12 protein-coding genes are annotated in these 13,804 nt (G+C 74.5%); 2 read left to right on the top strand and 10 right to left on the bottom strand.

Annotated elements, in window-relative coordinates:
- Positions 1 to 21 precede the first annotated feature (21 nt).
- On the bottom strand, positions 22 to 492 hold the full coding sequence (locus tag ABD330_RS09430; protein ID WP_344462876.1) for a hypothetical protein: 471 nt from the start codon (positions 490 to 492) through the stop codon (positions 22 to 24).
- A gap of 190 nt (positions 493 to 682) precedes the next feature.
- Positions 683 to 3,379, bottom strand: a complete 2,697-nt coding sequence (locus tag ABD330_RS09425) for a helix-turn-helix transcriptional regulator (RefSeq protein WP_344462874.1) — start codon at positions 3,377 to 3,379, stop codon at positions 683 to 685.
- Positions 3,380 to 3,513: 134 nt separating this feature from the next.
- On the opposite strand from ABD330_RS09425, the gene ABD330_RS09420 reads away from it, so the two are divergent.
- Together ABD330_RS09420 and ABD330_RS09415 are read left to right on the top strand one after the other, a co-directional pair.
- On the top strand, positions 3,514 to 3,876 hold the full coding sequence (locus ABD330_RS09420; RefSeq protein ID WP_344462872.1) for a nuclear transport factor 2 family protein: 363 nt from the start codon (positions 3,514 to 3,516) through the stop codon (positions 3,874 to 3,876).
- A 289-nt stretch (positions 3,877 to 4,165) separates the two neighbouring features.
- Positions 4,166 to 5,977, top strand: a complete 1,812-nt coding sequence (locus tag ABD330_RS09415; protein ID WP_344462870.1) for a S9 family peptidase — start codon at positions 4,166 to 4,168, stop codon at positions 5,975 to 5,977.
- 66 nt (positions 5,978 to 6,043) lie between these two features.
- Here ABD330_RS09415 and ABD330_RS09410 read toward each other — a convergent pair whose 3' ends face one another.
- From ABD330_RS09410 to ABD330_RS09375, 8 genes are all read right to left on the bottom strand, one after another.
- A complete protein-coding gene (locus ABD330_RS09410; RefSeq protein WP_344462868.1) occupies positions 6,044 to 6,826 on the bottom strand; it encodes an SURF1 family protein in 783 nt (260 codons plus the stop codon).
- A gap of 58 nt (positions 6,827 to 6,884) precedes the next feature.
- Positions 6,885 to 8,069 (bottom strand): hypothetical protein, encoded by a 1,185-nt coding sequence (locus ABD330_RS09405; RefSeq protein ID WP_344462865.1) that lies wholly within the window; start codon positions 8,067 to 8,069, stop codon positions 6,885 to 6,887.
- Positions 8,062 to 8,583 (bottom strand): SigE family RNA polymerase sigma factor, encoded by a 522-nt coding sequence (locus ABD330_RS09400; RefSeq protein ID WP_344462863.1) that lies wholly within the window; start codon positions 8,581 to 8,583, stop codon positions 8,062 to 8,064. The genes ABD330_RS09405 and ABD330_RS09400 overlap by 8 nt, the downstream gene beginning before the upstream one ends.
- A 432-nt stretch (positions 8,584 to 9,015) precedes the next feature.
- On the bottom strand, positions 9,016 to 10,080 hold the full coding sequence (locus ABD330_RS09395) for an aspartate-semialdehyde dehydrogenase (protein WP_344462861.1): 1,065 nt from the start codon (positions 10,078 to 10,080) through the stop codon (positions 9,016 to 9,018).
- A complete protein-coding gene (locus ABD330_RS09390; protein WP_344462859.1) occupies positions 10,077 to 11,357 on the bottom strand; it encodes an aspartate kinase in 1,281 nt (426 codons plus the stop codon). The genes ABD330_RS09395 and ABD330_RS09390 overlap by 4 nt, the downstream gene beginning before the upstream one ends.
- Positions 11,358 to 11,752: 395 nt before the next feature.
- Positions 11,753 to 12,430 (bottom strand): DUF5063 domain-containing protein, encoded by a 678-nt coding sequence (locus ABD330_RS09385; protein WP_344462857.1) that lies wholly within the window; start codon positions 12,428 to 12,430, stop codon positions 11,753 to 11,755.
- Entirely contained in the window at positions 12,423 to 13,022 is a 600-nt protein-coding gene (gene recR, locus ABD330_RS09380) for a recombination mediator RecR (RefSeq protein ID WP_344462855.1), read from the bottom strand. Before recR ends, ABD330_RS09385 begins: the two co-directional genes overlap by 8 nt.
- Positions 13,023 to 13,383: 361 nt before the next feature.
- Positions 13,384 to 13,686 (bottom strand): YbaB/EbfC family nucleoid-associated protein, encoded by a 303-nt coding sequence (locus ABD330_RS09375; protein ID WP_425555485.1) that lies wholly within the window; start codon positions 13,684 to 13,686, stop codon positions 13,384 to 13,386.
- Positions 13,687 to 13,804 lie beyond the last annotated feature (118 nt).

Here is a 13,804-nt window from a genome sequence, read left to right as displayed (position 1 = left end):
TCGACGGGACCTCCGGTCAGGTCACAGCACGGTGATGTGGAAGGCCGCCGCATCGTCGTTCGGGGTCGGGTCGCCCGGCAGGTCCACGTGGACGCTGCCGGGGTAGCTGCCCGCGGACATGCCGTTGCCGACCGAGATCGTGAACGCGGCCAGGACGGTGCCCCCGGGCTGCAAGCCCGCCGGGTAGGTGCAGGTCAGGACGTGCCCGAAGGGGAAGACCTGGCAGTTGGCGGTGGGGAACGGATCGGCGATGTCCACACCGGGCGGGAGGTCGATGGTCAAGGTGAACGGTGTCGTGGTCGGCGCGTCCCCGTTGTTCACCACCCGGGAGTGCACCACCGTCTGCCCGCCGCCGTGGACGGGTGCCGGGTCCTTCACCCGCACCAGCAGATCCGGGCCGCAGCGGCCGCCGTCCGCCACGGCCGGTCCTGCCGCGAGCAGCACCGCCGCGCACCCCGCCAGCGCCGCCCTGCGGAACGATCCACGGGTCATCTTCCTCACCTGTCCTCGTCTGTCTGTCGTCTGTCGACTGGAGGCCGGCCCGTACGGACCGCGCCACGCACATCGTGGGCAGCCGGTCGGCCGGGCGCGACGGGGACTCGCCCAGATGGGCGCGCGGAGGTGCCACGGAGGTACCCCGGAGGCGCAAGAGGCGTCGGAGACGTCAGCGATGTCGGAGGCGTCAGAGCAGGTCGGCGAGTTCGGCCCGGGAGGCCACGCCGAGCTTCGGGTAGGCCTTGTAGAGGTGGTGGCCGACAGTGCGGGGGCTGAGGAAGAGCTGCGCCGCGATGTCGCGGTTGCTGAGGCCCTGGGCGGCGAGCCGGGCGATCTGGAGTTCCTGCGGGGTGAGGGCGGCCAGCGGCCCGTCGGCCCGGCCGGTGGGGGCGGCCTCACCGGTGGCGGTCAGCTCGGTGCGGGCGCGGTCGGCCCAGGGGCGGGCGCCGAGCAGTTCGAAGGCCTCCAGGGCGGCGCGCAGCAGCGGACGGGCCTCGTTCTTGCGGCGTTCGCGGCGGAGCCACTCGCCGAACAGCAGGCGGGTGCGGGCCTCCTCGAACGGCCGGTTGGCCTGCCGGTGGAGTTCGAGCGCGGACAGGTAGGCCGACTCGGCGAGTTCGTCCGGACCGAGCAGGGCCTGGCAGCGCAGCAGCAGGGCCCGGGCCCAGGGGGTGCCGGCGGCGGCCGCCCAGCGGGCGTAGCGCTCGAACGGCTCGGCCGCCCGCTCGGGACGGCCCAGTCGGACGGCGGCCTCGACCAGGTCGGGGACGGCCCGGGTGGCCGAGACGTGGTGGCGGTCCGGGCCGGTGGTCAGCGGGACGAGCCGGTCGAGCGCGGCGGCCGCCCGGCCCTGGCCCAGGTCGAGCAGCGCGAGCGACCACTGCGCCCAGGGCCGGCCGGCCGGTGGCGCGGTGCCCGAGCCGTCCAGCGCGGCTGCGGCCAGCCCGGCACAGGAGTCGGCGTCGCCCGCCAATGCGGCCAAGTAGGCCAGCACACTCCGCAGTTGGCTGCTCCACTGGCGCTGCCCGGTGTCCCGGGCCAGCGCCAGCCCCTCGGTCGCGGTGACCTCGGCGTCGCGGTGGCGGCCGTGGAACAGCTCCGCCTCGGCCAGGAAGAAGAGCAGGGTCGGCAGCAGCCCGACCGATCCGGTGGCGCGGGCCTCGGCGACGAGCTCGGTGGCGAGGTCGTACGTCTCCTCGTCGCGGCCGAGGATCAGCGTCGCCCCGCAGACCTGGACCAGGTCCCGGACCGGGGCGGCGCCCGCCCGGCGGGCCTCGGCCGCGGTGTCGCGGGCGGCGGGGAGCTCCGGCGCGGGACGGCCGAGCAACGGGAGCACGGCGGCGAGCAGGTAGCGGGCCGGCGGCCCGGCCGGGTCCTGGTCCGACAGCGGGAGCGCCGCCAACCCGTCCAGCACTTCGCCGAGTTGCCGCTCGCCGAGGTACCACGCGGCATGGAAGGCCTGGAGCAGCATCCGGGCGGCACGCGGCGGCTCGATGCCGGCACGGGAGCCCTCCAGCAGCAGCTGGTAGGCGGCCGGGTAGGCGCCGCGCCAGAAGTGGGCCGTGGCCCGGACGTGGTCGAGCAGCGCGACGGTCGACGGTTCGTCCGTCCGGGCCGACGCGAGCTCCGCCAGTTCGGCGGCCCGGTCCAACTCGCCCGCCTCGGTCGCCGATTCGGCCGCCAGGACGAGCCGCCGGGTGGCCGCCGCCCGGTCGGGGGTGAGCCTGGCGGCCCGTTCGTAGGCGGTGGCCGCGCCACCGTGGCCGCCCAGTGCCTCGGCGCGGGCCGCGACGCGTTCCAGGTCGTCGGCGAGGGCGGCGTCGGGGCCGGTGGCGGCGAGGGCCAGGTGCCAGGTCCGGCGGTCGCCGTCGGCCAGGGTCTCGCCGAGCGCCCGGTGCGCCGCCAACCGCTGGGAGAGCGGCGCCCGTTGCAGGACGGCCGCGCGCAGCAGCGGGTGCCGGAAGACCAGTCGGTGGTCGGCCGTGAGCCGGACGGCGCCCTGCTCCTCGGCGGCGCCGAGACTGTCCGGCGGGGCACCGAGGGCGGTCGCGGCCCGCAGGACGGCGTCGAGATCGCCGGTCTCCTCGGCCGCCGCGACCAGCAGCAGCGTCTGGGTCGCGGCCGGCAGGCGGCTCACCTGGCCGTGGAAGGCGAGTTGGAGCCGACCGGTGAGCGGCAGACCGCCGACGGCACCGGGCCGCTCCCGGGCGAGTGCCCCGGGCAGCTCGGTGAGTGCGAGCGGATTGCCGTGGGCCTCGGCGAGCGCGCGTTGGCGGACCGCCGGTGGGTGATCGGCGGCCCTGGCGGAGAGCAGCTCGGCGGCAGCGGTCGGCGACAGGCCGGTGAGCGGCAACTCGGCCAACCCCGCTGCGTCGAAGGCGCCTTCACCGTCCCGGGCGGCGAGCAGCAGCACCACCCCCTCGGCCTGGAGCCGCCGCGCCGCCAGCAGCAGCGCCTCGGCGGACGCGCGGTCGAGCCACTGCGCGTCGTCCACCAGGCACAACAGCGGCTGCTCGGCGGCCAGTTCGGCGAACAGGCCGAGGGTGGCCAGCCCGGTCAGCAGCCGGTCGCCGGGGCCGCGCTCGGCCAGCCCGAACGCGCCTTCCAGGGCCCGCCGTTGCGGCCCGGGCAACGCACCGATCCGGTCGAGGGCAGGCGCGAGCAGCAGGCTGAGCCCGGCGAACGGCAGCTCGGCCTCGTACTCCACCCCCGTCGCCCGGATCACCCCGAACGACTCCCCCGCCCGCCCGGCCGCGTACTCCAGCAGCGCGCTCTTGCCGATCCCCGGCTCGCCGCGCAGCACCAGCACCGCGCTCCGGCCGTCCCTCGCCCCGTGGAGCAGCCCGTCGATGACGGCCTGCTCGCGTCCCCTCCCGTACAGCATGGCCCGACCCTACCTACGCCGACACCCGTACGGGCGGCGGGGATTACCGATGGCCGACAGATTCGGCCGGCACTGCCACTGCGTAACTTCTTGACCTGCGGGAAGCGCCCGCGGACGACAAGAAGGAGCACACCATGAGCGACCTCCAGCAGCTGGTCGAGCGCTACATCGCCGCCTGGAACGAGACCGACCAGCCGGCCCGCCGCAAGCTGATCGACGAGGTGTGGGCCGAGGACGGCCGCTACACCGACCCGCTGGTGGACATCACCGGCCGGGACGCGCTCGACGCGACCATCGGCGCCGTCCAGGGCCAGTTCCCCGGCCTGGTGTTCGCCCTCGGACCGGTCGACGCACACCACCACATCGCCCGCTTCACCTGGCTGCTCGGCCCGGCGGGCGGCGAGGAGCTGGTGATCGGCTTCGACGTCCTGACCACGGACGGGGAGGGGCGGATCGGGGCGGTGCTGGGGTTCTTGGACAAGGTCCCCAGTGCGTAGTGGCTCCCGCCGGGGAGGGGTTTCGGGGTGCGGGTGCGGCGGGGTGCGGCGGCGGGGTGCGGGTGCGGCGGTGGGTGCGGCGGCGTTGCTTCCGGGATCGCGCAGTTCCCCGCGCCCCCGGGTTGGCCCCAACTGTCCGGGAAGGCGGGCCTGCCCATGACCGGGCGGCGGTAGGTGCGGCGGCGATGCTTCCGGAGTCGCGCAGTTCCCCGCGCCCCCGGGTTGGCCCGAACCGTCCGGGTGGTGCAGGGCGGGATCGGTTGTGGGGGCGATCGGGTTGGATAGGGGTATGAACGAGGAGAAGAGCGCCGTACCGGCGTGGGAGCAGCGGTTTCGGGCGGCGCGGGTCTCGCTGCCGGACTGGGCCGAGGAGGCCCCTGACCGTGCGCTGTACGTGTCGAACTCCACCGGGACGTACGAGTTGTACGCCTGGGACCGGGCGGCCGGCACGCACCGGCAGGTGACCGACCGGCCGAACGGCACCACCGAGGGGGAGCTGAGCCCGGACGGGGAGTGGATCTGGTGGTTCGACGACACCGACGGTGACGAGGTCGGGGTCTGGCGCCGCCAGCCGTTCGCGGGCGGCCCGGACTCCGAGGCCGTCCCGGGTGTGCCGGCCGCCTACTCGGCGGGTCTGGCCCTGGGCCGCGACGGCACGGTGGTGGCCGGCACCTCGACGGACGACGAGGGCACCACGCTGTACCTGCGGCGTCCGGGTGCGGCGGAGCCCGAGGTGGTCTACCACCACGAGGAGTACGGCGGCGTCGGCGATCTCAGCCACGACTGCGCGCTGCTCGCGATCGACCACACCGAGCACGGCGACGCGATGCACTCGGCGATCCGGGTGGTCCGCACCTCGGACGGCGCGACCGTCGCGGAGTTGGACGAGGTGACCGGGCGCCGGAACCCGCTCGGTGTGGCCTGCCTGGGTTTCGCCCCGGCGGCGGGCGACACCCGGCTGCTGGTGGCCCACCAGCGGCGCGGCCGCTGGGAGCCGATGCTCTGGGACGTCGCCACCGGGGTCGAGACGGAGCTGCTGCTCCGCGACGACCAGGGCCGCGAGTTCCCCGGCGACCTCTCGGCGCAGTGGCGTCCCGGGGCCCGGTCGGTGCTGATCGAGCACGAGTACGAGGCGCGCAGTGAACTCTTCTCGTACGACCTGGAGAAGGGCGAGCTGAGCCGGCTGGAGACCCCGCGCGGCACGGTGGTGAGCGCGACGGCCCGGCCGGACGGGACGGTCGAGTTCCTCTGGTCCTCCGCCGCCGAGCCGTCGGCCGTCCGGTCGACCTCCGGCGCGGTGGTGCTGCGGGCGCCGGGGCCGGTGCCGCCGGGCTCGGTGCCGGTGGAGGACGTCTGGGTGGAGGGGCCCGGCGGGCGGGTGCACGCGCTGGTCCAACGGCCGGACGGCGAGGGCCCGTTCCCGACCGTCTTCGAGATCCACGGCGGACCGACGTACCACGACAGCGACTCCTTCGCGGCCGGACCGGCCGCCTGGCTGGACCACGGCTTCGCGGTCGTCCGGGTCAACTACCGCGGCTCGACCGGCTACGGGCAGGCCTGGACGGATGCGCTGCGGCTGCGGGTCGGCCTGATCGAGCTGGAGGACATCGGCGCCGTCCGGCAGTGGGCGGTGGACTCCGGTCTCGCCGACCCGGCGCGGCTGGTGCTCTCCGGAGGCTCCTGGGGCGGGTACCTGACGCTGCTCGGGCTCGGTGTGCAGCCGGGCGACTGGACGCTCGGCCTGGCCGCCGTCCCGGTCGCCGACTACCTGGCCGCGTACGCCGACGAGATGGAGGCGCTCAAGTCGCTGGACCGGACGCTGTTCGGCGGCTCGCCGGAGGAGGCGCCGGAGCGCTGGCGGGCCTCCTCGCCGCTGACGTACGTCGAGCAGGTCCGGGCACCGGTCTACATCAGTGCCGGGGTCAACGACCCGCGCTGCCCGATCCGGCAGATCGACAACTACGTCGAGCGGCTGGCGGAACTCGGCAAGGTGCACGAGGTGTACCGGTACGACGCCGGGCACGGCTCGCTGGTGGTGGAGGAGCGGATCAAGCAGCTCCGGTTGGAGATCGACTTCGCCCTGCGGCAGCTGGCCGGGTAGCCGGCCGTCCGGAGGGCCCTCGGCGGGCCGGGTGGCCGGCCGGGTGGCCGGCCGTCGGACGAACCCTCAGTGGGCCGGGTCCAGGCCGAGGGCCCGGTCCTCGGCCGCCTCCGCCTCCCGGCGGACCAGGCGGAGCCACATGAAGACCACGAAGCCGGCGAAGACGAACCACTCCAGCGTGTAGCCGAGGTTCTGGAAGGCCCGCAGGCTCAGCCCGTCGCCGCCCTCCGGCTGGACGGTCGGTACGGCGGTGAGGCCGGCCGGCGCGCTGTCGGCCGCCACCCAGCCGTCGTACGTGCCGTAGGGCAGCAGGTTGACCAGCGAGGCCGGGCTGATGGTGCCGAGCTGCCCGGCGGGCAGGCCGCCGGCCACGGCGCCGTCGCTGCCGCTGGTCTCCGGCGCCTGGAGCCGGCCGGTGACGGTCACCTCGCCCGTCGGTGCGGCTTGGGCGGGCCCGGCGCCCGGCGAACCGGCCGTCCAGCCCCGGACCACCGCGACGGCCCGGCCGTCGGCGGTGCGCAGCGGGGTGAGCACGTAGTAGCCCTGCTTGCCGCCCACCGTGCGGTTCGGCACCAGCAGCTGGTGCGCGGGGTCGTAGCTGCCGGTGACGGTCACGCTGCGGCCGACCGTGTCGGTGCCCACCGTCGGCCGGTCCTTGGTGAGCACGGCTCCGAGCGGGACGGCCGTGCCCGGGGCGGCGGCTGCCGGGCCCGACGTGGCGTGGTGGGCCGACGCCCTGTCCTCGAAGCGGCTGAGCTGCCAGGAGCCGAGCCAGAGGCAGACCGCGATGGCCACCAGCGCGACTGCGGCGCCGCTCAGCCAGCGCGGAGTCAGGAGGAATCGGTACACACCCACCACCGTAACCACTCACCGGGGCGCCCCGACCGCAGGGGTCGCCCCTGCGCGCTCAGCCGCCCGCGAGCTGTGTCCCGGCCGGGACGGCGGCGGGCACCACCTGAGGTGCGGCGCGGTAGACCGTACCGGCGCACGCGCCGTTCACCACGGCGCTCGCGGCCGCCGGTGCGCCGGCCTGCGGGGTCTCGACGAGCGTGATGCCGACGGTCGCGGCGGGGGACGAGCCGGCGGTCGGCCCGGCGCTGGGCGAGGCCGAGGCGGAAGCGGTCGGGGTGGGCGTGGGGGTGCCGGGCACCCCGGCGCTGCCCGGGTCCGCCGAAGCCGTCCCGGGGCCGCCCGCGTCGGCCGCCCGCAGCCCGGGTCCGGAGCCGGAGCCCGCGCTCGGAAGGGGCGCGGGGCTCGGCCGCGCCGCCGAGCCGCCTCCCGGCGCGGCGGTCCCCGTGGGCACCGCCCGCAGGGCGCTGGAGGCCGGGCAGGGCGCGTCCGGCACCCAGCCGAACTGCACCCGGTACCCCGTCGACGGCTGGAGCACCAGCGAACGGGGCGCCGTGGCCGGGTCCGGCAGCCCGGTGGCGGGGTCGCCGGCCTGGTGGTCGGCCACCTTCACGCGGCTCGGGTCCGTCCCGCTGACGGCGCCGACCTGCAGTGTCCCCGGGCCGCTGAGCGCACAGCTGCGCCCCGAGATGTTGTACACGGTGAACCAGCCGTAGATCCGGCCGCCGCTGTCCGCCGACCCCAGGTACGAGTCGGCCCGCCCCAGGTCGGCCCGCGCGCAGGGCGGCAGCACGGGCGCACCGCTGGGGCTGACGGCCGGTCCGGGCGGGGAGTCGGCCGCCGTCCCGGAGGCCGCGGCGGTCGCCGGGCCGCCGGTCGCCGCACCGGCACCGGAGCCGGCCGGCCGGGGCGCGGGCGGTCGGGCGGTCGCCCGGTCGTCGCCCGGGGCCGGCGTACCGGCTCCGGTGGTGGCCGCGAGGGCCCGGCCGCCGGTCGGGCTGTCGGAGAGGCCGACCTGGTCGACGCCGTGCAGGGCCGGCACCGCGGCGACCGCGAGCAGGGCAGCCGCCGCCACGCCCGTGAGCATGTTGCGGTGCCTGGCCCGGCGGCGCGGTACCGCCAGCCGGATCCGCGGCAGCGCACCCGGGTCGGGTTGCAGCTCCGCGACGGCCCGCCGCAGCAGCTCCCTGACCTCGCGCTCCGCCGCGCTCCCCGCCGCATCCGGGTGCTGGTCGTCAGTCATGGCTCGTCTCCATCCGGACCCGCAGGGCGGCGAGGCCCCGGGAGCCGTACGCCTTCACCGAGCCGAGGGAGATCCCCAGCAGGTCGGCGACCTGTGCCTCCGTCATGTCCGCGTAGTAGCGCATCACCAGCACCTCCCGCTGACGGCGTTGCAGCCCCCTGAGCGCGGCCTTCAACTCGTCGCGCTCCAGCGCATCGTAGGCGCCTTCTTCTGCACTGGCCATGTCAGGCATCGGCTTGGGCAGCAGGCGCAGCCCCAGGATCCGGCGGCGCAGGGTGGAGCGGGACAGGTTCACCACGGTCTGCCGCAGGTAGGCGAGGGTCTTCTCGGGTTCGCGCACCCGCCGCCGGGCCGCGTGCACCCGGATGAACGCCTCCTGGACGACGTCCTCGCAGGAGGAGAGGTCGTCCAGCAGCAGGGCCGCCAGCCGCAGCAGGGAGCGGTAGTGGGCCTGGTAGGTCTCGGTGAGGTGGTCGACGCTGGCTCCCGCCGCGTCCGCCGCGGCCGCGCCCATCCGGCTACCGGCCGGGGGCGCTGCTCGCGGCGGCGGTGGCAGCACGGGGGACGGCGGCCGCTTCACTCGCGTGCCTGCCGACCGCCCTGCGGACAGAGTCCCCGTCATGTTCGCCACACTTGTCGGACACTTGATCCCCTGTCATGGTTGCCCCGCCCTGGGCCCCGGACTCAGGATTCTGACACTACTTACGAGTAGTCGTCTGCCCGACCACCTTCTTCTCACCTCACGTTGAGGTCACGCCCGAGGCCGCACGGCGTCACCCCCCGGACCCGCACGGCGTCACGCCCGAACCTGCACCGCTTCGAGGCCGAACCTGCACGGCGTCACCCCCGAACCCGCACCGCTTCGAGGCCGCGGCGCCCGTCGGAGGCGCCGCCCGGCCCGTCCGAGCCACCGCCCGGCGGGCCGGTGTGGTCCCTGGCCGGTCCCTCAGCCGGCCGGGGTCAGCTCTGCGGCCACCAGTTCGGCGATCTGAACGATGTTCAGCGCCGCGCCCTTGCGCAGGTTGTCGCCGCAGAGGAAGAGGTCCAGCGCGGTCGGGTCGTCGAGCGAGCGACGGACCCGGCCGACCCAGGTCGGGTCGGTGCCGACCACGTCGTTCGGGGTCGGGAACTCGCCCGCCTCCGGGTTGTCGAACAGCACCACGCCCGGGGCCTCCCGCAGGATCTCCTGGGCGCGGGCCCGGGTGACCTCGCGCTCGAAGACCGCGTGGACGGCCAGCGAGTGACCGGTGACCACCGGGATCCGCACGCAGGTGGCGAAGACCCGCAGGTCCGGCAGTCCGAGGATCTTGCGCGGCTGGTCGCGGAGGCCGAGTTCCTCGGAGGACCAGCCGTCCGCCCGGGCCGAGCCGGACCACGGCACCGCGTTCAGGGCCAGCGGTGCCGGGAAGGGGCCGTGCTCGGTGACCACGGCCCGCAGGTCGCCGGTCTGCTCGCCCACCCCGGTGCCCGCCACCTGCCTGATCTGCTCCCGCAGGGTGTCCACGCCGCGCTGCCCGGCGTCGGAGGCCGCCTGGTAGGAGGCGACCGCCAGTTCCGTCAGCCCGTACTCCGAGTGCAGGGCTGCGAGCCCGTTGACCAGGGTGAGGACGGTGCAGTTCGGGCTCGCGACGATCCCGCGCGGCCGGATCCGGGCCGCCGGGGCGTTCACCTCGGGCACCACCAGCGGCACGTCCTCGGCCGGCCGGAACACGGCGGAGTTGTCGACCACCACGACGCCCTTGGCCGCGGCGATCGGCGCCCACTGGGCGGCGACCGGGTCCGGGACGTCGAACACCGCGACGTCGATCCCGTCGAACGCCTCCTCACGGAGTGCGACCACCTCGGCAGGCTCGCCGCGCACGGTCAGCGTCCGGCCCGCCGAGCGGGCGGAGGCGACCAGCCGGATCTCGCCCCAGACGTCCCGGCGGGAGGAGAGGAGGCCGAGCAGCACGGTCCCGACGGCGCCGGTGGCACCGACGACCGCGAGGCTCGGCCGCCTCTCCGACGTCACCGTCCGGTACCGCCGTAGACGACCGCCTCGTCCGTGTCGCTGTCCAGGCCGAAGGCGCTGTGCACCGCGCGGACGGCCTCGTTCACGTCGTCGCCCCGGGTGACCACCGAGATCCGGATCTCGGAGGTCGAGATCAGCTCGATGTTGACCCCGGCCTCGGAGAGCGCCTCGAAGAAGGTCGCGGTGACGCCCGGGTTGGAGCGCATACCGGCGCCGACCAGCGAGATCTTGCCGATCGCGTCGTCGTAGCGGAGCGACTCGAAGCCGATCCCCTGCTTGACCCGGCCCAGCGCGTCGATGGCCTTCTGGCCCTCGGTCTTCGGGCAGGTGAACGAGATGTCGGTGAGGCCGGTGGACGCGGCGGAGACGTTCTGCACCACCATGTCGATGTTGACCTCGGCGTCCGCGATGGCGCGGAAGATCCGGGCCGCCTCGCCCGGCTTGTCCGGCACCCCGACGACCGTGACCTTGGCCTCGGACGTGTCGTGGGCGACTCCGGAGATGATGGCCTGCTCCATCTCGCCCCCTTCGGGCTTGTTCGGGTTGGTGCTACTGACAATGGTCCCCGGAAGTCCGGAGAAGGACGAGCGTACGTGAATCGGGATGTCGTAGCGCCGGGCGTACTCGACACAGCGGTCCAGCAGCACCTTCGAGCCGGACGAGGCCAGCTCCAGCATGTCCTCGAAGCCGATCCAGTCGATCTTGCGGGCCTTCTTCACCACGCGCGGGTCGGCGGTGAAGACACCGTCCACGTCGGTGTAGATCTCGCAGACCTCGGCACCCAGCGCGGCGGCGAGCGCCACGGCCGTGGTGTCCGAGCCGCCCCGGCCGAGCGTGGTGATGTCCTTGCTCACCTGCGAGACGCCCTGGAAACCGGCCACGATCGCGATGTTGCCCTCGTCCAGGGCGTTCCGGATCCGGCCCGGCGTCACGTCGATGATGCGCGCCTTGTTGTGGACGGAGTCGGTGATGACCCCGGCCTGGCTGCCGGTGAACGACTGGGCCTCGTGGCCCAGGGATCTGATCGCCATGGCCAACAGCGCCATGGAGATCCGCTCTCCGGCCGTCAGCAGCATGTCGAACTCACGCCCGGCAGGGATCGGGGACACCTGCTCCGCGAGTTCGATCAGCTCGTCCGTCGTGTCGCCCATCGCGGACACCACGACGACGACCTCATGGCCGGCCTTCTTGGTGTCGACGATTCGGCGGGCTACGCGCTTGATGCCCTCGGCATCCGCAACGGATGAGCCGCCGTACTTCTGCACGACAAGGCCCACGTGCGCTCCTCGACTTGTGTCGTGTCCGGGGGGCCGGTGACCCCCCGCACCCCCGGGGGAAGGGGGCTCTGCGGTCCGCGCCAGTCTACCGAGCGGGGCAGCCCCGACCGCTACGTTCCGAATGGCGAGACAGCGGTATCACCTGGCGAGCGCCGCCCGGACACCCCGACCGGCAGGTGTGCGGAGGACCCGGCGGCCCCCAAGAAATTTGCCCGGGGAGCGGGCCGTCCGCCCCCGATTTCCCGGCCGGGCGGATTTTTGAATTGTTCGTCACACCACCGGCCGGAGGGCGGGTGAGCGGTGCCTGGGCGGCCGGCCGGCGACCGGGCGGGTGTGCCTGGGTGGGCGGCCGGCGGCCGGGTGGGCCGCCGGCCGGCCGCCGTCCGAGGGGACGGCTACAGCCCGAGCTCGGCCGCCATCAGGTCGCCGGCCTGCTGCTCCAGCTGCTCGTCCGTCAGCCCGTCGTCATCGGTGTCGGCGCCGTCCGCCGCCGCACCGATCGGGCTGTCCAGCCGGACATGCGCGATCAGCGACTGGAGCGCGCGCAGCACCGCCGTACAGGTCGAGCCCCAGTTGGAGAGGTAGGAGAACTGCCACCACCACATCGCCTCACTGACCCGGCCCTCCCGGTAGTGGGTCAGCCCGTGCCGCAGCTCGCTGACCACCCCGGCCAGGTCGTCCGAGATCCGGAAGGCGTTGGGCTTCTCCGGCGGCCCGTACGGGTCGAAGACCTCGTGGTAGACGTCGATCGGCGCGAGCAGCTCGGCGAGGCGCTCGCGCAGCTCGACGCCGTCCGGCTCCGGGCCGGCGTCGGGCTCGAAGCGGTCCTCGGGGAGGACGTCCTCGACGGCGCCCAGCCGGCCGCCCGCCAGCAGCAGCTGCGAGACCTCCAGCAGGAGCAGCGAGACCGCGCTGCCCGGCTCGTCGCCCTTGGCGACCTCGGTCACCGCCAGCACGAAGCTCTCGACCGAGTCCGCGATCTGCACCGCGAAGTCGTCGGGTTCGTGCCGGTGTGCGCTGCTCCGGCTGGTGCTGCCCTGGTGTGTGGTGCTGCTTTGGGTACGGTCAGACATCGAGCAGTCGTCTCCCTTCGAAGGCCCGGCCGAGGGTGACCTCGTCGGCGTACTCCAGATCCCCGCCGACGGGCAGTCCGCTCGCCAGCCGGGTCACCTTCAGGCCCATCGGCTTGCAGAGCCGGGCCAGGTAGGTGGCGGTCGCCTCCCCCTCCAGATTGGGGTCGGTCGCCAGGATCAGCTCGGTGACCGTGCCGTCGGCGAGCCGCGCGAGCAGCTCCCGGATCCGCAGGTCGTCCGGTCCGACGCCCTCGATGGGGCTGATCGCGCCGCCCAGCACGTGGTACCGGCCGCGGAACTCACGGGTCCGCTCGACCGCCACCACGTCCTTGGGCTCCTCGACCACGCAGATCACCGCGAGGTCGCGCCGCGGGTCGAGGCACACCCGGCAGCGCTCGGCCTCCGCGACGTTGCCGCAGACCACGCAGAACCGGACCTTGTCCTTGACCTCCAGCAGCGTGTGCGCCAGCCGGCGGACATCCGTCGGGTCGGCCTGCAGGACGTGGAAGGCGATCCGCTGCGCGCTCTTGGGCCCGACGCCGGGCAGCCTGCCCAGTTCGTCGATCAGGTCCTGAACCACGCCCTCGTACACTTCGCGCCTTCCTTCGGCTTCTTACCTGCTTGGTACTACGTACTGCCGGGTACTGCTCGCCACCGCGCGGTACCGCCCGGCACGGCGCCGTACCGCCCGATGCGGCGGGGTGCCGCCCGGCGCAGCTCAGGGCCTCCGGGAGTCCCGGTGCCGGGGCAGGGGTCCCGGTGCCCATCATCCAACGAACCGGGCGTCGGACACACCGTCCGACGCCCGACCCGCGCAGAAATCACACAGAGCCGCCCGAACCGGGCCCGGCACCGGGTGTCGCGAGGACACTCCCCTACCAGGCCACCCCTTCCAGGCCACCCCAGGCAAGCGCCCTGGAACAAGCGCTCCAGCAGGCGTCCTAGCAGGCTGCCTAGAAGGGGAGCGCTCCGCCGAGGCCCTGGGTGAGCGGGCCCATCCGCTCGCTCTGCATCTTCTGGGCCGCCGCGCTGGCGTCCCGGACGGCCGCCAGGACGAGGTCGGCAAGGGTCTCGGTGTCGTCCGGGTCCACGGCGGCGGGCGCGATGGTCAGCGCGACCAGCTCGCCGGCACCGGTGACGGTCGCCTCGACCAGGCCGCCGCCCGCCGTACCGCTCACCATCGTCTCGGCCAGCTCCCGCTGCGCCTTGCCGAGCTCCTCCTGCATCTTCTGCGCCTGCTTCAGCAGCTGCTGCATATTGGGCTGGCCACCACCAGGGAACACGGGTCACTCCTGCCTGTGCACGGAAAGATCAAGATCTGGCTCACCGAGCCGTCGGCCGCCGCGCGGAACCCCGCGTGACGTGCCGCCGACC

It is taken from the genome of Kitasatospora kazusensis (assembly GCF_039529945.1).
GTDB lineage: Bacteria > Actinomycetota > Actinomycetes > Streptomycetales > Streptomycetaceae > Kitasatospora > Kitasatospora kazusensis.
Note: the sequence above shows the minus strand (reverse complement) of the source record. Positions and strands in the feature narration are given on the sequence as shown.